This window comes from Eilatimonas milleporae (assembly GCF_003688555.1).
Classification (GTDB): Bacteria; Pseudomonadota; Alphaproteobacteria; order Sphingomonadales; family Kordiimonadaceae; genus Eilatimonas; species Eilatimonas milleporae.
On record NZ_REFR01000016.1, the window covers coordinates 174,341 to 193,504 of the forward strand.

Annotated in this window: 18 protein-coding genes and 1 pseudogene; 17 read left to right on the forward strand and 2 right to left on the reverse strand. The window is 57.7% G+C overall.

Annotated features, from left to right (window positions below; translation table 11 throughout):
• The first annotated feature begins 223 nt into the window (after positions 1-223).
• The 3 genes from argJ to BXY39_RS18250 all read left to right on the forward strand — a co-directional run bounded on the left by argJ (position 224) and on the right by BXY39_RS18250 (position 2,551).
• Positions 224-1,468, forward strand: coding sequence for a bifunctional glutamate N-acetyltransferase/amino-acid acetyltransferase ArgJ (argJ, locus tag BXY39_RS18240; protein ID WP_121940335.1), 1,245 nt, complete (start codon positions 224-226; stop codon positions 1,466-1,468).
• 219 nt (positions 1,469-1,687) lie between these two features.
• Entirely contained in the window at positions 1,688-1,927 is a 240-nt protein-coding gene (locus tag BXY39_RS18245) for a hypothetical protein (protein WP_121940336.1), read from the forward strand.
• A gap of 225 nt (positions 1,928-2,152) precedes the next feature.
• Positions 2,153-2,551: an NUDIX domain-containing protein gene (locus tag BXY39_RS18250; RefSeq protein WP_121940380.1), complete on the forward strand. Its 399-nt coding sequence runs from the start codon at positions 2,153-2,155 to the stop codon at positions 2,549-2,551.
• An 18-nt stretch (positions 2,552-2,569) separates the two neighbouring features.
• Here the strand turns inward: BXY39_RS18250 and BXY39_RS18255 are convergent, their stop codons facing one another.
• Positions 2,570-3,460 (reverse strand): methyltransferase domain-containing protein, encoded by an 891-nt coding sequence (locus tag BXY39_RS18255; RefSeq protein ID WP_121940337.1) that lies wholly within the window; start codon positions 3,458-3,460, stop codon positions 2,570-2,572.
• Between the two features lie 181 nt (positions 3,461-3,641).
• Between BXY39_RS18255 and BXY39_RS18260 the strand changes: the two genes are divergently transcribed.
• The 4 genes from BXY39_RS18260 (at position 3,642) to BXY39_RS18275 (ending at position 6,282) form a co-directional block, all read left to right on the forward strand.
• Positions 3,642-4,406: a ComF family protein gene (locus BXY39_RS18260; protein ID WP_121940338.1), complete on the forward strand. Its 765-nt coding sequence runs from the start codon at positions 3,642-3,644 to the stop codon at positions 4,404-4,406.
• Positions 4,407-4,574: 168 nt separating this feature from the next.
• A complete protein-coding gene (grxC, locus tag BXY39_RS18265) occupies positions 4,575-4,838 on the forward strand; it encodes a glutaredoxin 3 (protein ID WP_121940339.1) in 264 nt (87 codons plus the stop codon).
• Between the two features lie 95 nt (positions 4,839-4,933).
• The gene (locus tag BXY39_RS18270) at positions 4,934-5,776 is read left to right on the forward strand and encodes a carbon-nitrogen hydrolase family protein (RefSeq protein WP_245999478.1); all 843 of its coding nucleotides are present in this window, start codon (positions 4,934-4,936) and stop codon (positions 5,774-5,776) included.
• Positions 5,773-6,282: a DUF1178 family protein gene (locus BXY39_RS18275; protein WP_121940341.1), complete on the forward strand. Its 510-nt coding sequence runs from the start codon at positions 5,773-5,775 to the stop codon at positions 6,280-6,282. The genes BXY39_RS18270 and BXY39_RS18275 overlap by 4 nt, the downstream gene beginning before the upstream one ends.
• A gap of 41 nt (positions 6,283-6,323) precedes the next feature.
• Here BXY39_RS18275 and ubiG read toward each other — a convergent pair whose 3' ends face one another.
• On the reverse strand, positions 6,324-7,142 hold the full coding sequence (gene ubiG / locus BXY39_RS18280) for a bifunctional 2-polyprenyl-6-hydroxyphenol methylase/3-demethylubiquinol 3-O-methyltransferase UbiG (RefSeq protein WP_121940342.1): 819 nt from the start codon (positions 7,140-7,142) through the stop codon (positions 6,324-6,326).
• 254 nt (positions 7,143-7,396) lie between these two features.
• Between ubiG and BXY39_RS18285 the strand changes: the two genes are divergently transcribed.
• The 10 genes and pseudogenes from BXY39_RS18285 to BXY39_RS18325 all read left to right on the forward strand — a co-directional run bounded on the left by BXY39_RS18285 (position 7,397) and on the right by BXY39_RS18325 (position 19,137).
• Positions 7,397-8,635, forward strand: coding sequence for an aspartate kinase (locus BXY39_RS18285; protein ID WP_121940343.1), 1,239 nt, complete (start codon positions 7,397-7,399; stop codon positions 8,633-8,635).
• A 57-nt stretch (positions 8,636-8,692) separates the two neighbouring features.
• The gene (locus BXY39_RS18290; protein ID WP_121940344.1) at positions 8,693-9,769 is read left to right on the forward strand and encodes an NAD(P)H-dependent flavin oxidoreductase; all 1,077 of its coding nucleotides are present in this window, start codon (positions 8,693-8,695) and stop codon (positions 9,767-9,769) included.
• 126 nt (positions 9,770-9,895) lie between these two features.
• Positions 9,896-12,157: a phosphoenolpyruvate--protein phosphotransferase gene (gene ptsP / locus BXY39_RS18295; RefSeq protein WP_121940381.1), complete on the forward strand. Its 2,262-nt coding sequence runs from the start codon at positions 9,896-9,898 to the stop codon at positions 12,155-12,157.
• Between the two features lie 742 nt (positions 12,158-12,899).
• Positions 12,900-13,670, forward strand: a complete 771-nt coding sequence (locus BXY39_RS18300) for a helix-turn-helix domain-containing protein (RefSeq protein WP_245999503.1) — start codon at positions 12,900-12,902, stop codon at positions 13,668-13,670.
• A 241-nt stretch (positions 13,671-13,911) separates the two neighbouring features.
• Positions 13,912-15,036 (forward strand): flavodoxin-dependent (E)-4-hydroxy-3-methylbut-2-enyl-diphosphate synthase, encoded by a 1,125-nt coding sequence (gene ispG / locus BXY39_RS18305; protein WP_121940346.1) that lies wholly within the window; start codon positions 13,912-13,914, stop codon positions 15,034-15,036.
• A gap of 27 nt (positions 15,037-15,063) precedes the next feature.
• Positions 15,064-16,308 (forward strand): histidine--tRNA ligase, encoded by a 1,245-nt coding sequence (gene hisS / locus BXY39_RS18310; protein WP_121940347.1) that lies wholly within the window; start codon positions 15,064-15,066, stop codon positions 16,306-16,308.
• The gene (gene prfA, locus BXY39_RS18315) at positions 16,305-17,384 is read left to right on the forward strand and encodes a peptide chain release factor 1 (protein WP_121940348.1); all 1,080 of its coding nucleotides are present in this window, start codon (positions 16,305-16,307) and stop codon (positions 17,382-17,384) included. The genes hisS and prfA overlap by 4 nt, the downstream gene beginning before the upstream one ends.
• On the forward strand, positions 17,381-18,259 hold the full coding sequence (gene prmC, locus BXY39_RS18320; protein WP_121940349.1) for a peptide chain release factor N(5)-glutamine methyltransferase: 879 nt from the start codon (positions 17,381-17,383) through the stop codon (positions 18,257-18,259). The genes prfA and prmC overlap by 4 nt, the downstream gene beginning before the upstream one ends.
• A gap of 209 nt (positions 18,260-18,468) precedes the next feature.
• Positions 18,469-18,639, forward strand: a pseudogene (locus BXY39_RS20145) (DUF4167 domain-containing protein); the annotation flags it as partial.
• The gene (locus tag BXY39_RS18325) at positions 18,640-19,137 is read left to right on the forward strand and encodes a DUF4167 domain-containing protein (RefSeq protein WP_245999479.1); all 498 of its coding nucleotides are present in this window, start codon (positions 18,640-18,642) and stop codon (positions 19,135-19,137) included.
• Positions 19,138-19,164 lie beyond the last annotated feature (27 nt).

Below are 19,164 nucleotides of genomic sequence, written 5' to 3' on the forward strand. Positions count from 1 at the left end.
CGGCCTCCCGCGCCGGTACGCTTACGGCAGCACCATATCCCCCGGCCCTTAGAACCTTCGGACAGATAAGGAGCGTGCCGTGTCCTGTCAACCAGCGACCTCTTGCATTGACCTGTGCGGAGGCATTGTTATGAAACTGTGATCTCGCTTGCGCCCATGCTTTTGCCCCGTCAGAATAAGACGCATTTAACGGAGCGCCAATAATGTCAAGAAGGGGTTGGTCATGTCTGCACCATTGCGCTCGCCGTTTGCGCCTAAATTCGTTCCCAATCTTTATCCCGTGCCCGGGGTGGAGCTTGGCACTGCTGCGGCCAATGTGAAATATAAGGGGCGCCGCGATCTGCTGATGGCTTTTTTTCAGCCCAATACAGCTGCTGCCGGGGTTTTTACCGTTAACGAGGCCACCGCCGCACCGGTCTTATGGTCGCGCCGTGTGATCGAGACAACGCCATCGGATGTCCGTGCTCTCGTGGTCAATGCCGGCAACGCCAATGCCTTTACCGGCATGCGTGGCCATAAAATCTGCGCGGATGTTGCGGCGGAAGCCGCGCGTCTGGCTGGTGCGGACCCCGCCAAGGTCCTTCTGGCATCCACCGGTGTCATAGGTGAGCCGATGGCTCTTGCGCCTTTCAAGACCTATCTGCCGCGTATTTCCGAGGGTCTGTCCGCAAGCCTTTACAAGGATGCGGCCGAGGCCATCATGACAACCGATACCTATCCGAAGATGGTCAGCCGCCTGACCAAGCTTGATGGTCATGTGACCCCGATAACCGGGATTGCCAAGGGGTCGGGCATGATTGCCCCCAATATGGCAACCATGCTTGCCTTTGTTTTCACCAGTGCGGCAATCGCGCCGGTCTGTCTGGATGCTCTGCTGCGCGAAGCGGTGGACAGCAGTTTTCACGCCATTACGGTTGATAGCGATACGTCCACCAATGATACGGTGCTCCTGTTCGCCACTGGGGCCAATGGTCAGGAAACGCCCATAGACGACCCGTCCGACAGGCGCCTCGACGAGTTTCGCAAGGCTCTCGGGGAAATCATGATCGATCTGGCGCAACAGGTCATCAAGGATGGCGAAGGCGCGCGCAAGTTTGTCACCGTTATGGTTGAGGCGGCCCGCGATACCGCCACGGCGCGGGCCGTCGGTTTCAGTATTGCCAACAGTCCGCTGGTCAAAACAGCCATTGCCGGTGAGGATCCGAACTGGGGCAGGATCATCATGGCGGCGGGAAAGGCCGGTGCCGGTATCGACCCGGATGCCCTCAAGCTTTGGATCGGCCCCAACCTTGTGGCCAAGGGTGGCGCTGTCCACAGCCGCTATTCCGAAGAAAAAGCCGCCGAACATATGAAAGGACAGGATATTCTCCTGCGGCTTGATCTGGGACAGGGGGACGCTGCCACCACTGTATGGACCACCGATTTGACTCACGGCTATATCGATATCAATGCCGATTACCGCAGTTGACGGTGCATCTGAAAACGTGCCGTGCCGGCAATGTCTGACCATATATGCCCCGCCCGGCATGTCCTGCCGGGTGGGGTGTTTTCTTTCGGTCAATTCTGCCTAAATAACTTAAGCCCTCAAAAAAATTATTTAAAATCAAATATTTGAGGCTGGCATTTTTCTTGAATAGCTCTCTCCGCAAAACTTTGAAAAAGCCCACAGGGTGCCGGAGAGAAGGCTATGACAGTAAATCTGGAATTACAGTTGAAGTTCCTGAGCGACCTTGAAGAAGCGTTGGCCGATGCGTTGACGCGTTATGCCGAGGAAAGCCCGGAGAAAAAGGCTGAGCTGGAATATATGAAACGCGAAGTCGACCGCGCCCGCCGGATCGTTGCCGACCGTATGGACAGCAAGCCGGCACCTGTGCAACGTCGTCGTGGCCGGTTTGGTGATGATATGAGAGAAGCCGCTGTCAGCTGAGTTTTGAGTATGGCTGCGTTTCTCGCTTCTGTCTCTTATGTGGTGTAATCGGTCGGCCTGCTCAAGGTGTCTTGGCACCGCTGCGACATTCTTGTGATCCCTGCAGGCAGCCCTTGCAATTTCAGGGGCGAGACTGTAGCCCTTGGCCGCATGATCGATGCCTCCGATAATCACCCTTACACCGATGAGGACTGCCCTCCGCCAAATGTGGATCCGGAGGCAGGTCTGCCCACTGTTCTCGTGGCGGCCATCGCTTTGATAGACATAGACGGTCGTGTTCTGCTTGCTGAACGGCCTGCCGGCAAATCCATGGCGGGCCTATGGGAATTTCCCGGCGGTAAGGTGGAGACAGGCGAAATCCCCGAAGCGGCGCTGATTCGTGAAGTTCGTGAAGAACTGGCGATCGACATATCGGCGGCATGTCTGGCCCCTTTTGCCTTTGCCTCACACAGCTATGAAAAATTCCATCTGTTGATGCCGTTATTCCTGTGCCGCAAATGGCATGGGCTTGTTGATCCGCAGGAAGGCCAGCGCGTCAAATGGGTACGTATTTCTGGTTTGTCCGATTATCCGATGCCGCCCGCCGACGAGCCGCTTGTTGCCATGTTGAGGGACTTTCTTTAACCGCTGCGAATGGCGGGTTTACGTCTTTTCCTCTTTGCCGATGGCCGATTTCAGCGCCGAAGACAAGCTGACCTTGCCACTGCCCGGTTTAAGCGGTTGCGGCTGGCTCTCATCAGGATGCCACCCCGTGAGATAAACGATCTGAAAGGTGGCCGGTATACGGCCATTCGCCCCGCCATGGCGATCAGAATACAGGGCGCAGGCCCGCATCAGAACGTCCCGGCGCATAAAGCGGTGGCTGCGGTCCGTCAGGCAGTTGGCTTCTCCCATGGCACGCAGATCGTGCATCAGCTTGACGGGATGATCATATGTGACGGTAATGGTATCCATGTCGGCGACAGGCAGTGCAAACCCGGCCCGTTGTAAAAGGCTGCCCAGGTCACGGACGTCTGCCATGGGGGCGATACGCGGATGGGCGCCTCCGGTGATTTCACTTTCCGCCGCCAGAAGTGCGTGCCGGAGTTCGTGCAGCGTTTCCCCACCGAACAGGCTAGCCATAAACAGACCGTCCGGTTTCAGGGCACGATTGATTTGGATCAGCAGTCCCGGGAGGTCATTGATTGCGTGCAGGGACAGATTGCTGACGACGAGATCGGAGTTTCCGCTTTCAACGGGCAGACTTTCATTGTCTGTCAGGCGCTTGCAGGCCGTTTCATTCCCCTGACTATCGTGGAAGGGGACTGTGGTCACAGTGCCATTGGCGGGGAAACCGCTCCCGGATGTATGCATACGTCCGCCCACATCCAGAATGGTGGTGAAGTCACGGGCCACATCGGCCAGACGGTCGGCCAGACGGCTGGCAACCTCGTCAATCAGGAAAGCGGCACCGGTGCCGTACTGCTCCGCCCGTACGAGGTTGCGCCGGCGCGCTGGTCCGTCGAACAGGCGTGGCTGGTCAGTATGTGTCATCGGATGTTCCATAAGCGGATATGGTAAATTTACGCATGTGCCGCTGATTACCGTTAGCGGAACCGTCAGGGCAAGCCTTTTGGGCCAGTTGCCAAGAGATATGCGTCGGTGACTTGGCACGCGTGTTTGCGGCGCTCAGGTTGTCTTTATGGATTTGCGAGCCGGGAACACAGGGGACCAGATGTTGCGAATGGGAAATGTCGTTGGCCGATTTCTGGATTTTCTGTTGCCGCCGCGCTGTACGGCCTGCGGTGTGCGGGTGGAGGGGCATGGTCTGTATTGCGCGGACTGTTGGGCCGGTTTTGACCCCATAGGCACGCCGGCTTGCGTGCGGTGCGGCTTTCCTTTTCCTGTCGATGTCGCTGCGGGCGAGGATACGTTGTGCATGACATGCCTTGCCCGGCCGCCCCATTACGACTGGGCCTGTGCCGGTGCGGTCTATGGCGGCATGGTGCGCGGCCAGATCCTCAGACTGAAATATGGGCGTGGCCAGGGTGGTGTCGCATTGGCGCGCCTGATGGCAATGGCGCTACGACCGAAATTGTCGTCCGTTACGTATCCGGTCCGCCTTGTACCGGTGCCCCTGCATTATCGCCGCTTGCGCATGCGGCGGTTTAACCAGGCCCATATACTGGCCCGGCATCTGGGACATTTGACGGGTGTGGAGGTCACGCCCCATCTTCTGATGAGACGCCGGTCCACACCCAGCCAGGGCCAGTTCGGTCGCAAAGGCCGGTTGCGCAATGTCAGGGGGGCGTTTGGCGTGCGTCCCGGTGCCCTGTCGCATGGGCTTTCCGGTCAGTGTGTCATTCTGGTCGATGATGTTTACACGACCGGTGCAACCGTGGGCGAATGTGCAAGGGTTTTGAGACGGTCGGGCGCGGCGCAGATTGGCGTTGTCACGGCCGCCCGTGTGGTGGAGGCGGCCGGCGTTGAAGGCCGGTGAACCGACAGGGCTGGAAACATGTTACGGATGGTGCACACATAAGTGTACGCTGCCCACGCTTTGCAAAAGCCATTGTCCGCCTTACATCATCCGTCAATTATGGTGTGGCATGCATGGTGTGATCAGCCTCTGGCATGTCGGACAAGACGTATAAAAGTGGAGAACCTCATGGCCAACATCGTTATTTACAGCTCTGATCTCTGTCCCTATTGCCACCGTGCCAAGGCATTGCTGCAGCGGAAAAAGGCTGCTTTCACTGAAATCAAGGTGGATTTCGATCCTGCAAAGCGTGCGGAAATGCGCCAGAAGGCCGGAGGTGCCGGCAGCGTGCCGCAAATCTGGATCAATGACGAACATATCGGCGGCAGCGATGAACTTTACGCCCTGGAGGCTGCCGGCACGCTTGATGAAAAGCTTGCTGTGTCGGCCTGATGCGGCCGGAGTATGCAGGCTTGTGACCGGGTCCGTAGCGGAGAGCCTGCTTTGACATATGTCCCGGACGATCATGTCTCCTGCAAGGATTGATGATGAGTATTACAGCAGCCCTACTGCAAATGACTTCGGGCCGGGACATTGGCCCCAATGTGGACTGGATCGAGCATCATGCCCGTGCCGCGGCCGGTGAAGGGGCACGGTTTATCCTGACACCCGAGACATGTCATTTGATGGAAACCCGGCGCAAGGATGTTTTGACCAAGGCGCGGTGCCAGAACGAGGACGAAGGTCTCGACCGCCTGTCCTCGCTGGCGGCGGAACTTGGCGTTTTTCTCCTTGTGGGGTCACTGGTTGTCAGGGTTGCGGAAGACCGTCTGGCAAACCGAAGTTTTCTGATTGACGGTACGGGCCGTATTGTTGCCTGCTACGATAAAATCCATCTTTTTGATGTTGAGCTGGGTGGCGGGGAACGATATCGGGAGTCCGCGCTTTATGACGCCGGTGATAAGGCCGTGGTTGCCGATACGCCCTTTGGCCGGATCGGACTGACCGTTTGCTACGATGTGCGTTTCCCGTACCTGTATCGGGCTCTTGCAAAAGCGGGCGCTGATATCATATGCGTCCCATCCGCTTTTACCAGGCCCACCGGTGCGGCGCATTGGCATGCCTTGCTGCGGGCACGGGCCATTGAAACCGGCTGTTATATACTGGCGCCGGCCCAGTGCGGTATCCATGCCTGCGGCCGTGAGACATATGGGCATTCTCTGGCGGTCAGCCCCTGGGGCGAGGTGCTGGCGGATGGCGGCCCCGACACGCCGGGCGTTGTGTATGCGACACTGGACAGAAGCAAGATCGCTGACGCCAGGGCGAAGATACCTTCTTTGATGCTGAATCCGGCGTTCGAAGTTGAAGTGAAGGAAATGGCTGAGCCATGATTGTTTTTGATCTGATCTGCGACCGGCAACACAGATTTGAGGTCTGGTTCCGGTCCAGCGATGATTTTGTCAGTCAGCGGGACGGCGGGGTTCTGTCCTGCCCTATCTGTGGCACCGCACAGGTGGATAAAGCGGTCATGGCTCCCCGTCTTGCCCGCAAGGGTAACCAGTGCGATGCTTCTGCCGGCGGTGCGGGTCATGCCCATGTGGAGGAGCGGGATGCGGTACCCGCCCCGTCGCCGGAGACATCCGGTTCAACCGCCAAGGTACCTGACAATCCCCTTGGGGAAAAGGCGGCCCAGTTTTTACGTGCCGTACGTGACCATGTTGAGAAAAACTGTGACTATGTCGGTCCCGGCTTTGCCGAGGAAGCCCGCAAGATTCATTACGGTGAAACGGAAGAGCGGGGTATCTACGGTCAGGCCAGCGAGCGTGATGTATCGGAACTGTTGGAAGAGGGGATTGATATCCTGCCGCTGCCGGTCGTGCGCCGGACGGATAATTGATCGACCGGTATCCTTCAGATGCCGTGATCCGTTTCTGCCTCCTATTGTCCGGTATTATCCATTGACCGCGGCGTCGCGGCGATGGCGTAATTGACGGCGGTATCCCGGCTGCTTAAGGCCCATCTCCATGTCAGCGGATTGAATATGAAACCCTGCGGGGATGCGGTATCAAACCCGGCCTGTTCCAGATGATCCGACAGTTCAGCCGGCGTGATGAATTTGGTCCAATCATGGGTGCCGCGCGGCAGCCAGCGCATGACATATTCCGCCCCGACAATAGCCATGGCGAAGGATTTTGCCGTCCGGTTCAGGGTGCTGACCAGCATAATACCGTCGGGCTTTATCAGTTGCCGGCAGGCCTTGAGATAGGCGGTCACATCGGCCACATGCTCCACCACTTCCAGATTGATGACAATGTCAAAATGCTCGCCATTCTCGGCCAGACTTTCTGCCGTTGTGGCGCGGTAATCGATCGTGAGGCCGGATCTTTCGGCGTGAACGCTGGCTGTGCCGATATTTTTTTCCGACGCGTCGACACCGGTGACGGACGCGCCCAGCCGGGCCATCGGTTCTGAAACAAGGCCGCCGCCGCATCCGATATCAAGCAGGCGCAACCCTTGAAGAGGCTGGGCCGCCGCCGGGTTCAGGGTAAAATGGGAGTCCAGCGCCTCGCGGATAAAGGCCAGCCGTGTCGGGTTCAACTGGTGCAACGGCTTGAAAGGGCCGTTCGGATCCCACCAGTGATCCGCCATTTTTTCAAAATTGGCAATTTCGTCTGCATCGACGGTGGAAATTTTCCCCTCGCGGCCGGCGGGCGTATGGTCTGTTCGGGAAGAATGTGTACCGCTGTCGGATGTCATATGTTTTCTTTCCTGTGCGGGCGTTTCGGTCGCATTGCGCTTTTGTCACGGTGTGCGACCTTGCGTGTTGGGCACCCAGCCGATAAACATCTGTCACGTCTTTAATACGCTTATGTCCCTGCATCGGGTCAAGCTACATCGCGTCACATGGCTGTCGCCGGCCGGTCGGACGCAAATTGTCAAATGAATATGAAAGGCTGTCCGTCCCATAAACACAGCGCCCGTAAAAGGGCGGACAGGATTGGCGGGGATTTATGGCACTGGTCGTCAAAAAATTCGGTGGGACATCGGTTGGGGATATAGATCGTATCCGCAACGTGGCCTCCCGTGTCAAAACCGCCGTCGACAATGGGGACGATGTGGTTGTCGTGGTATCCGCCATGTCGGGCACCACCAATCGTCTGGTTGAATACTGCCGCAGCGCCGCACCGCTGCACGATGCCCGAGAATATGACACCGTTGTTGCCGCTGGTGAGCAGATTACGGTCGGCCTTCTGTCGATCTGCCTCCAGGAACTGGGTGTTCCGGCCCGGTCTTTCCTGGGGTGGCAGGTGCCGATCCACACCAATGAGGTCCACGGTGCCGCCCGGATCGAGGAAATCGAAACCGGCAATCTCAGGGCCTGTATTGACGGCGGCAGGGTCGCTGTCGTCGCCGGTTTTCAAGGGTTGGCGGAAGACGGACGGATCGCCACGCTCGGGCGCGGGGGCAGTGATACGTCGGCAGTGGCGCTGGCCGCGGCACTCGGGGCGGAGCGGTGTGATATTTACACGGATGTGGATGGTGTTTACACAACCGATCCGCGCATCGTGCCGCGTGCCCGCAAGCTTGACCGCATCACATATGAGGAAATGCTGGAAATGGCTTCTCTCGGAGCGAAGGTTTTGCAAACCCGTTCCGTGGCATTGGCAATGAAATACGGTGTGAGAACCCAGGTTTTATCTTCTTTCGAAAACAAACCCGGCACCCTGGTGGTAAGCGAGGATGAGATTGTGGAACAGGAAGTGGTCAGCGGCATCGCCTATTCGCGCGGTGAGGCAAAGGTAACGGTTGTCGCCCTGAAGGACCGTCCCGGCATGGTGGCGCATCTTTTTGGTCCGTTGGCCGATGCCAACGTCAATGTGGACATGATCGTGCAAAGCGCGTCCGAGGATGGGCGCTCCACCGACGTTACATTCACGGTACCGGAAGATGACCTGAAGCGGGCCGTCAAGGTGCTGGAGGATGCGCGCGGTGATCTTGGCTACCGCGATCTGGTCTATACCGGTAATGTCGTCAAACTGTCCGTTGTCGGTGTCGGCATGCGAAGTCATGCCGGTGTTGCTCGCAGGATGTTCGACGCTCTCGCGGAAAAAGGTATAAATATTCAGGTGATTTCCACGTCCGAAATCAAAGTCAGCGTATTGATCGATGATGAATATACCGAACTTGCCCTCAGGGCTTTGCACACGGTCTATGGTTTGGACGCGGTTAATGAACCGGTGGCCGAATAAATCGACCGTATACCGATTATCGACAGGCCCATTCAGCGGTAAACAGGGAGACAGGTCATGGCAGAGCAGGTGAGCGAAAGCGGCGCGGCAAGACTGCGGGCCCTTTGGCAGCGCGGTACCGACTTTCTCGGTAGCCGCTATGCAATTCTGGGCGGGGCCATGACCTGGGTTTCCGAGCGTAACCTCGTATCCGCCATTTCCAACGCCGGTGGATTTGGCGTCATCGCCTGCGGCGGTATGACGCCTGACCTTCTGGCGGAGGAAATCGCCGCGACACGGGCGCTGACGGACAAGCCTTTCGGGGTCAATCTGATTACCCTGCATCCGCAAATGATGGAACATATCGAAATCTGCCGCCAGGCCGCGGTCAGCCATGTTGTGCTGGCGGGTGGCCTGCCGCCAGGGCCGGCCATTGCCGCGATCAAGGATTTTGGCGCCAAATTGATGTGTTTCGCCCCCACGGCCGCTTTGGCGAAAAAGCTGATCAGGTCGGGCGTCGATGCCATTATTATTGAGGGTATGGAAGCGGGCGGGCACATCGGCCCGGTTTCAACCAATGTTTTGGCCCAGGAGATCCTGCCGTCCATCCGCGATGTTCCGGTTTTCGTGGCCGGCGGCATCGGGCGCGGCGAAGCCATGGCCGGATATCTTGAAATGGGCGCGTCCGGTGCCCAATTGGGTACAAGGTTCGTTGTCGCGCACGAATGCGTGGCGCATGAGAAATTCAAAAAAGCCTTTATTCGGGCAAGCGCCCGGGACGCTGTGGCGAGTGTTCAGCTTGATCACCGTTTTCCGGTCATCCCGGTACGTGCGCTTAAAAATGAAGGGACAGAGGCATTCATGGTGCTGCAGCGTGAAGTGGTTGAGGAATTTCACAGCGGCGCTTTGGACCAGCATGATGCCCAGATGAAGATAGAGCATTTCTGGGGCGGCGCGCTCCGCCGGGCTGTTGTTGACGGCGATATCGAGCAGGGCTCCGTCATGGCCGGTCAGAGCGTTGGCATGGTCAAGCGCGAAGCCAGCACCAGTGAGATTGTTGAAGAACTCGTTACGCAGGCTGTGGCGCATTTGTCCACGCAATCGGTGGCCCCGGTGGCAGCTGATGTGCCCGTTCTGAGCCAGGCGACCGCCTGAAAAGGGCTTTTCAGTCGGGAACCGCCGGTCCCTCGCGGGGGCGGACAGCAAGATGGAAAAGACGCATCCATGGTGGAGGGCCACGGATGCGGATTGAACACTGGACACCGGGAGGAGACGGGGAGCGTGCCTGATACGGTCAGTCAGCCGAGACAGCTGTTGCGCCGTCTCCGTCAGGTCATGGCGACCGGCAACGGCGGCCAGGGGCGGCTGGACCTGATCGTACGCCTCATCGCTCAGAACATGGTGGCGGAAGTGTGCTCGATCTATGTGGCACGCGCGGGCGGTATTCTGGAACTGTTCGCAACCGAGGGCCTGAAGCCGGAAGCGGTTCACAATACCCGGCTGCGGGTGGGTGAGGGCCTGGTGGGTCTGGTGGCGGAACGGGCGCTTCCCCTCAATCTGTCGGAAGCGCCGCAACACCCCCGCTTTGTCTATCGCCCCGAAACGGGTGAGGAAATCTACCACAGTTTCCTGGGCGTGCCGGTCTTGCGCTCTGGCGAGGTGTTTGGTGTTCTGGTTGTGCAGAATGTTACCGCCAGACGGTATTCATCTGAGGAAATTGAAGCCCTGCAAACGATTGCGATGGTGATTGCCGAGGTGATCGCCACCGGCAAGGTCGTTGATCCGGGCGAATTAAGCGAGGACACGCGGACAGCCGGCAATCCTGTCACGTTGGACGGACGGGCGCTGGCTGACGGTGTCGGCTCCGGTGTTGCCGCGTTCCATCAGCCGCGCATCAAGATCACGCGCACCATTGCCGAAGATATCGAGCAGGAGCGTCTCAGGCTGGAAAACGCAATCGCCGAAATGCGCCTGCAGCTCGAAGACATGATTGAACACCCTGATCTGGCACATGGCGGCGAGCACCGCGAGGTTCTCGAAACGTACCGCATGTTCGCCTATGACCGCGGCTGGCAGCAGAAGATCCGGGAGGCCGTCAATTCCGGCCTGACCGCTGAAGCCGCCGCTGACCGCGTCCAACAGGAAAACAGGGCCCGCCTGCTGAAAATCAGCGACCCGTATCTGCGTGAGCGCGTTTCCGATTTTGAAGATCTGACAACGCGCCTGATCCGGATCATCCAGGGGACCACCATGGATGTGCGCACCAAACTGACCGAGCCGTCGGTTCTGGTGGCCCGTTCCCTGGGGCCTGCGGAGCTGATGGATTATGATCGTGATCTTCTGAAGGCTGTCGTGCTGGAGGAAGGGTCCGCCACCGAGCATGTGACCATTATAGCGCGTGCCATGGAAATCCCCGTTCTGGGGCGTGTATCCGGTGTGGCGCACCATATTCAGCCAGGCGACCATGTCATTGTCGACACGGAAAATGCCCATGCCTACATTCGCCCGGCTGATGATGTCATTGAAACCTACCGCGCCACGATTGTAGCGCGCGAACGTCTGGCCGCCCAATATGCCGCCGAACGGGATGAGCCCGCGATCACCCGTGACGGGACCCGGATTGCGCTTTTCATGAATGCCGGCCTTCTGGTTGATTTACCCAACGTTGACCGGATGGGCGCTGAAGGGATCGGTCTTTTCCGGACGGAATTTCAGTTTATGGTCAGTCCTGCTTTGCCCAAGGTGGAAGAGCAGACCAAAATATACAATGCGGCCCTGGACGCGGCCGGTGACAGACCCGTGGTGTTCCGAACCCTGGATATCGGCGGCGACAAGTCAGTTCCGTTCCTGCCCCGTGACAATGAAGAAAACCCGGCCATGGGATGGCGCGCCATCCGCATCGCGCTCGACCGGCCGGCATTGCTGCGGTACCAGCTCAGGGCGCTTTTGTATGCGGCTGCCGGGCGCTCGCTTCATGTGATGTTTCCCATGATCGCCGAGGTCGCCGAGCTGAGGCGATGCAAGAAAATCCTGCAAAAGGAAGTGGATCGGCTCGCACGCTATGGCAGGACGGCACCAAAGGAAATCAAAATCGGCTGCATGCTGGAGGTTCCCGCTCTTTCCTGGCAACTGCCCGCACTGTTCAAGGAAATCGACTTTCTGTCCGTTGGCACAAACGATCTGATGCAGTTCTTTTTTGCCTGTGACAGATCCAATCCCCGGCTGGCTGATCGCTACGACTTGTTGGCCCCGTCCGTCCTGGCGTTTTTGCGCAGTATCATTCTTGCCGGTGCCAAAGCCGGTGTGCCTGTCACACTTTGTGGAGAAATGGGCGGCCGCCCGCTTGAAGCGATGGCCTTGATTGCTTTGGGTCTGACGCGTCTTTCCGTGTCACCGGCTGCGATCGGCCCTGTAAAACGTATGGTACGCAGTGTCGATCTTGCACAATTACAGCGTTTTCTGAATGCCAATATCACATCCGCTGATCATTCGATTCGCGATTCCCTTCTCCACTTTGCCAGGGATCATCATATACAATTATAAAATTATCGATAAGAGTGTATGAAATGGGATCATATGCTTCGAATGATTGCTGCCTGTATTATAAATTTAGAAATATAATTCCATTTGAAAGGAAATATTAATCCTTTTTTGACTTATTCAACCTAGGCTGATTAACTGAACTTATGGGGTTGTGCGTGACACCTTCGCTGAGCGCACAGCCGGGATTGATGCAAAAGGGGTCGAATAAAAAGCATTTCCCACATACGGGCACATGGTTAAGCGCGGACAGTCGTAAGCTGCCATAAGAAAGCGCACCATCTTGGAGAGCGGACATTCCATCTATAAGGCGGGTATCACCATTCAATGGGGTCCATTTCAAGCCGGAAAGCGCGATCCATTCATTACAGGGGACGGGATTTGCTGAATGTACAGTCCAACACACTGTCTTCGGACCATGAACGGTTTGGCGGCCAAAAGAATGGTCCGCGATATGTTCCGGGCAACTGTGAAAGCTATGGGACATGAACGGTCTCAGTTGAGAAAGGCAGCCGTGTCTGTGCCGACCGGGTAACGGTTTTGAGGATCGCGCCAAGGCGGTTGAAACTCAGGCGATGTTAACTGGTACATGCGCAAAGAGTGGTGAAATCAAATGGCAGTCATGGACAGAAAAGCACTGAATGCGGCATATGTGGCCGGCGCCGGAAGGGGCGTGACTGGCCTGGCCGGAAATAATGCGGGTGAAGAGACGGGACGCGGCCACATTGGATGTGCGTTGCCCCGTATGCTTCGGGAAGCGCGCGAGCACAAAGGCGTTTCCATCGTCACTATCGCCAAGGATACATGCATAAGACGCTGTTTCCTGGAGGCATTGGAGGCCGGTGCTTACGAGCGCCTGCCCGAGCGGGCGTTCGCTCTTGGTTTCGTCCGGTCCTACGCTCAGGCCCTTGGTGTGAATGTCGAGCGCGCCGTTGCGGCCTACAAGGCGGAAACGGCCGATATGGTCCCCGAGGAAACATCCGCTGTCGCACAGGCGGTCCTGAGTGAACGATCATCCCGCAGGCGCTGGTCATTTTGGCTGTCTTCGGTCATCGGGGTGTTTGCCGTGACGGCAGCTTGGCTTGCCTCGCCCATGGAATCCGGACCATCACCCCTCAGCGATGTGTTGGAAGACATGGCAATGCTTGCCGCCGTACAGCAGCAGACCGGTGATGTTTCCGCCGCCGGCAAGGCGCCGGCCCTGTTTCCCGCCGCGCATGCCAGTGCCGACATCAGCGCCAGTGAGGCGCTTTTCCATCTTTCCCTGACGGCAATCGATGATACCTGGTTGCGTCTGACCCGGGAGGACGGCTCCGAATTGTGGTCCGGTATTTTGCCGGCTGGCGACAGTTTTGCTCCCCATGTGGAAGAGCTGCTGTTTCTGTCCACAACAAATGCCGGACAACTGCACGTCAGTGTTGATGGCGTCTCCACCGGCCCGCTTGGCCTTGAAGGTGCCATTGTGACCGATATGCGTCTTGACGGGCAGGGTTTGGTCGGACGGCTTGGGAACTGACCATCTGCCTGTTATTCGGTCATTGTCGGCTGTTCAGGTTGATGCATGTGACCAACGCCTGCCCCACCTTTCTTATCAGATGGCTCCTCATAACGTCCGTATGTGCCTGACGTGGTGTGTTTCTATCGCTCTTCGCCTTGCCGCCGCTTGACCTCTGACATATGTTGTCTATAAGCGCACTGACCGTTTTGACGGGCGGGTCCGTTTGTCTTCGAGCGGCAAGTAAACTGCGAGAGTTCTCATGAGTCTGCGACCCTGGAGGGATATATACCGCCGCAAATGCCGCCAGATCATGGTCGGCAACGTGCCGGTTGGCGGCAATGCGCCGATTACCGTGCAGACCATGACCAACACATTGACATCGGATGTAAGCGGCACGATCGCTCAGATTCGCCAGGCGGAAGAAGCCGGTGCCGATATTGTGCGGGTTTCCTGCCCGGATGAAGCCTCGACCGCTGCCCTTAAACAGATTACACGGGCAGCCCAGGTTCCTATCGTTGCGGATATTCATTTCCATTACAAACGTGCCCTTGAAGCAGCGGATGCAGGCGCGGCTTGCCTGCGTATCAATCCCGGAAACATCGGTTCTGCCGAACGGGTCCGCGAGGTTGTGCGCGCGGCCAAGGACAACGGGTGTGCCATTCGTATCGGGGTCAATGGCGGGTCGCTGGAAAAACATCTTCTGGAAAAATACGGTGAACCCTGTCCCGAGGCGCTTGTTGAAAGCGCGCTGGAGCACGCCAGAATCCTTGAGGATAACGATTTCCGGGAATTCAAGATCAGCGTCAAGGCATCCGATGTCTTTCTGGCTGTTGCCGCTTATCAGGGCTTGGCGGATGCCTGTGAATATCCCTTGCATCTGGGCATCACCGAGGCCGGCGCGCTGCGTGGGGGCACGGTAAAATCCTCAATCGGGATCGGGGCGCTGCTGTGGGCCGGTATCGGCGATACCATCCGTGTGTCATTATCTGCCGATCCGGTCGAAGAAATCAAAGTCGGCTTTGACATATTGAAATCGCTCGGTCTTCGCCATCGGGGCGTGCGTATCGTATCCTGTCCATCCTGTGCACGGCAGGCATTTCCTGTCATCAAGACCGTGGAAATTCTGGAAGAACGCCTGGCCCATATCTCCGTGCCGCTCAGCCTGTCAATCATCGGCTGTGTCGTTAACGGTCCCGGTGAAGCCCGGGAAACCGATATTGGTCTGACAGGTGGCGGTAATGGCAACCATATGGTTTATCTGTCTGGTGTGACTGACCATAAGATCACCGATGACACCCTTGTCGATCATATCGTTGACCTGGTCGAGCAAAAGGCTGCCGAGATCGAGGCGGCGGAACGGGCTGGCGCGCACGCCGCCCAATAGCATGCATCAGCGGAAGGATTGAACGACGTGGGCAAATTGCAGCCGGCGCGCGGCACGCGCGATATTTTTGGCGAAGATGCGCGCCGTATGGAAGCCGTGACGGCGGCCTTCGAGGCGACGGCCCGGACGTATGGATTTCAGCTTCTGGCCACGCCGATTTTCGAGTTCACGGAAGTATTCGCCAGACCACTTGGTGAAAGTTCCGATATCGTAACAAAAGAAATGTACAGCTTCAGCGATCGGGGAGGCGAGGCCATAACCCTGCGCCCCGAGTTTACCGCCGGGGTTGCGCGCGCTTTTATTTCGGCCGGAATGCAGCAGTCGCTGCCGGTGCGCCTGATGAGCCATGGGCCGGTTTTCCGCTATGAGCGTCCGCAAAAGGGTCGGTACCGTCAATTCCATCAGATCAATGCTGAATTCATCGGCTCCGAGACGCCTGAAACCGATGTGGAAATGATCACCATGGCTTGGCGTGTTCTGGAAAGCCTTGATATTGTCGACAAGGTCACGCTGCATCTGAACACTTTGGGTGACAGGGAAAGCCGCACCGTTTACCGGGACCGGTTGGTGACCTATTTCGGGGCTCATAAGGCCGCTTTGTCGCAGGATAGCCAGCGGCGACTGGATACGAATCCTATGCGCATCCTGGATTCGAAAGATGAAGGGGACCGAGTCGTTGTCGAGAAGGCGCCTCCCCTTGATGAAAGCCTGACCCAGGCCAGTCTGGATTTTTATGCCCGCGTTGAAGACGGCCTGAGGGCCTGCGATGTACCGTTCACCCGTGATACAAGACTGGTGCGCGGTCTCGATTATTATACCCATACGGCCTTTGAATTTATCACCGATGCGCTCGGCGCGCAGGGCACCGTAATCGGCGGCGGGCGTTATGATGGCCTGATCGAACAGCTTGGCGGTCCGTCTGTGCCCGGAATGGGGTGGGCCGGCGGTCTGGAACGGCTCGCCCTTCTTCTTGATGCTGCTCCTTCCGTTCAGCGTCCCGTTGTGATCATGCCCATGGGCGACGCGGCCGTAAGAGCTGCTTTGTCATTGGCGGAAGACTTGCGTGCCGCCGGACACACGGTAATCGCCGACCGCTCCGGCAATCTCAAAAAGCGCCTGACCCGTGCGGCAAAGGCGGGTGCAAACCATGCTGTCATCCTGGGTGAAGATGAACTGGCGGCGGATAGGGTCACCCTCAGGAACCTGGATGCCGGGGATCAAGAAAGTTTGCCGCGTAAGGCTCTTACAGACCGTCTGGCGGCTTGGTCATGATCAGTGACGATCGGCTGAAACAGCTTTTCGAGCGGCATGATTATCTGACTCATGCGCTGGCCAATCCTGACGGGATATCCAGCGATGATTTTGTAAAATTGAGCCGTGAGTTCGCAGAGCTTGGCCCCGTGGTCGAGGCGGCCAGTGCCTTGACCGATGCCCGTCTTGAACTGGTGGAACTGGAAGAGATGGCAGCCGATGGTGCGGACACCGACATGAAAGCGCTTGCCGAGGAGGAGCTTTCCACCCTGAAGGCCCGGCTGCCTGCGATGGAACGCAGCCTGTCCCTACAGCTTTTGCCGAAGGATGCGGCTGACGAGCGTTCGGCGATCCTGGAAATCCGGGCCGGCACCGGCGGTGACGAAGCGGCGCTTTTTGCCGGCGATCTCTACCGCATGTATGAAAAATACGCGGAACGCCAGGGCTGGAAACTGGATCTGGCCGAAGCGTCGCCTGCCGACGTTGGCGGTTTCAAGGAAGTGGTCGCGACCATTTCCGGCAAGGGTGTTTTTGCCCGTCTGAAATTTGAATCAGGCGTGCACCGTGTGCAGCGTGTTCCGGTAACCGAGTCAGGCGGCCGTATTCACACAAGTGCCGCGACAGTTGCCGTCCTGCCAGAGGCTGAGAATGTGGATATCGATATTCAAGACAGCGATATCCGCATCGATACCATGCGGTCTTCGGGGGCCGGTGGCCAGCATGTGAACACCACCGATTCTGCCGTGCGTATCACGCACCTGCCGACAGGGATTGTCGTGACACAAAGTGAAAAATCACAGCACCGCAACCGCGAAAAAGCCATGCAGATCCTACGGGCACGACTTTATGATCTTGAGCGTGAAAAAGCCGCGTCTGATCGTGCGGCGGACCGTAAGGCCCAAGTGGGGTCCGGTGACCGTTCGGAGCGGATTCGCACCTATAATTTCCCACAGGCACGCGTGACCGACCACCGTATCGGTCTGACGCTGCACAAACTTGAGCAGATTCTGGCTGGTGATGCCCTGGATGAAATCATCGATGCCCTGATAACCGAGGATCAGGCCCGCCGCCTGGCCGCGATGGAAACGGCTGTTTGAAGTCTGATGCAGATAGGGTGCCCGCAACCGAGTGGTTGCGTGAGGCGGCCGCGCAGCTGGCTCAAACCGACAGCGATACCCCGCGCCTGGATGCCGAGCTGCTTTTGGCTCACAGTCTCGGGGTTGAGCGCGGGCATCTTCTTTTGGATATGCAGCGGTCTCTCACCCCGCCACAGTGTGTTGTTGCCGACCGCCTGCTTCTGCGGCGCGCAACCGGAGAACCCGTGGCCCATATTCTGGAAACACGGGCGTTCTGGGCCCATGATTTCAAGGTCGGTCCCGCCAGCCTGATCCCACGGGCGGATACGGAAACCCTTGTGGAAACGGGACTGCGTCATTGTTCCGAAAGCCGGTCTGTTCGTATCCTTGATCTTGGCACGGGGACAGGGTGTGTTCTGATCAGCCTTCTGTCAGAACGGCCGCATGCCTTAGGGATAGGTCTCGACGTGGTTCAGGGAGCCGTCGATCTTGCAACAGAGAATGCGCGAAAACTGGGTGTGCGCAATCGCGCCACTTTCCGGTGCGGCGACTGGTTCTCCGCCTTGGAACCGCAGGACGGACCTTTTGATCTGATTGTGTCGAACCCGCCTTACATTCCAAGCGCCGACATTGAGGGCCTCATGTCCGAGGTCAGAAATTATGAACCGCGTCTTGCTCTGGATGGCGGACCTGATGGTCTGGATGCCGTAAGGCATATTCTGAAGACGGCGCCGTCCAGGTTGGTGCCGGGCGGTAGCCTTGCCCTTGAGGTCGGCGTTGCACAGGCAGCCAAAGTGGCCTCTCTTGCCGCATGCGAAGGGTATCAGTGTGTTGAAATTGCCAAGGATTTGTGCGGGATTGAACGTGTCGTTTCGGCCCGCTGGGACACTTCTTAGGATTTTCTACTTGGAATGCCCGGCCCGAGCGGCTAGGCTGCACCAGCCTTATTTGGTCAAGACACCTTGTTTGACAGGGTTTCTACCAGAAAACCTTTCCGCCAGACTTATGGGTGCCAGTTATCGGAGCCCTGAAGAATTATCGGAAAGATAAGCGGTCTGAAACCGCTGTTGGCTTAATTTCTGAACATTGCTGGTAATATTTTCGTATGAAACAGGGACAAAATGCACGCAAACCGCGTGCGCGTACGGCGTCGCGCCGCTCTAGCAAGGGCACTGACGGCAACAGGACTGAAATGAAAGTCCGCGGCAATCCTAAGCAGTTACTTGAAAAATATAAAAACCAGGCGCGTGAGGCGACACAGGCCGGTGACCGGGTCATGACTGAATACTATCTTCAGTTTGCCGATCATTATCAGCGTGTGATCAATGAAATGCGCGGTGTATCCAGCGGTGTTTATCGGGACCGGGATGAAACCGCCGATACCGGAGAAAAATCCAAGCAGGTCGAGGCGGATGAGCGTGCGGGCCAGCGTGACCGGCGCCGGCGCAATGGACGCCGTGACTCTGCGGCTGGTGGTCAGCCGGATGCTGCTGTCACATCCGATAACGCGCGTCAGGAAAAGCCGCCCGCAGATGGTGTCGTCGTGACCAATGGGGCCACCGATCCGGCCACACAGGAACAACCCGCCGAAATTCACCCGGAACTCAACCTTGGCCCTGCGGAAGAAACGCCTGTAACGAAACCCCGCAGACGAGCGGCAACCACGCGTCGTCGCAAAGCACCCGCCAAGTCGGCTGCGGAGACCACTGCGGATGTACCATCAGCCGAGGCTGTGCCTGAACCCGGCCCGGCTCAGGGTGGCGAAGCCGCCTGAAACACGCTTTCTGCCGTGCTGTTTTAA

What these genes read in the sequence shown, in the direction of transcription:
- BXY39_RS18255 (WP_121940337.1), bottom strand. Translation starts at nt 3,460, where the DNA reads ATGACACATACTGACCAGCCACGCCTGTTCGACGGACCAGCGCGCCGG.
- grxC (WP_121940339.1), top strand. Translation starts at nt 4,575, where the DNA reads ATGGCCAACATCGTTATTTACAGCTCTGATCTCTGTCCCTATTGCCAC.
- argJ (WP_121940335.1), top strand. Translation starts at nt 224, where the DNA reads ATGTCTGCACCATTGCGCTCGCCGTTTGCGCCTAAATTCGTTCCCAAT.
- BXY39_RS18285 (WP_121940343.1), top strand. Translation starts at nt 7,397, where the DNA reads ATGGCACTGGTCGTCAAAAAATTCGGTGGGACATCGGTTGGGGATATA.
- BXY39_RS18275 (WP_121940341.1), top strand. Translation starts at nt 5,773, where the DNA reads ATGATTGTTTTTGATCTGATCTGCGACCGGCAACACAGATTTGAGGTC.
- ispG (WP_121940346.1), top strand. Translation starts at nt 13,912, where the DNA reads ATGAGTCTGCGACCCTGGAGGGATATATACCGCCGCAAATGCCGCCAG.
- ubiG (WP_121940342.1), bottom strand. Translation starts at nt 7,142, where the DNA reads ATGACATCCGACAGCGGTACACATTCTTCCCGAACAGACCATACGCCC.
- BXY39_RS18245 (WP_121940336.1), top strand. Translation starts at nt 1,688, where the DNA reads ATGACAGTAAATCTGGAATTACAGTTGAAGTTCCTGAGCGACCTTGAA.
- BXY39_RS18270 (WP_245999478.1), top strand. Translation starts at nt 4,934, where the DNA reads ATGAGTATTACAGCAGCCCTACTGCAAATGACTTCGGGCCGGGACATT.
- BXY39_RS18290 (WP_121940344.1), top strand. Translation starts at nt 8,693, where the DNA reads ATGGCAGAGCAGGTGAGCGAAAGCGGCGCGGCAAGACTGCGGGCCCTT.
- prfA (WP_121940348.1), top strand. Translation starts at nt 16,305, where the DNA reads ATGATCAGTGACGATCGGCTGAAACAGCTTTTCGAGCGGCATGATTAT.
- BXY39_RS18300 (WP_245999503.1), top strand. Translation starts at nt 12,900, where the DNA reads ATGCTTCGGGAAGCGCGCGAGCACAAAGGCGTTTCCATCGTCACTATC.
- BXY39_RS18325 (WP_245999479.1), top strand. Translation starts at nt 18,640, where the DNA reads ATGACTGAATACTATCTTCAGTTTGCCGATCATTATCAGCGTGTGATC.
- BXY39_RS18260 (WP_121940338.1), top strand. Translation starts at nt 3,642, where the DNA reads ATGTTGCGAATGGGAAATGTCGTTGGCCGATTTCTGGATTTTCTGTTG.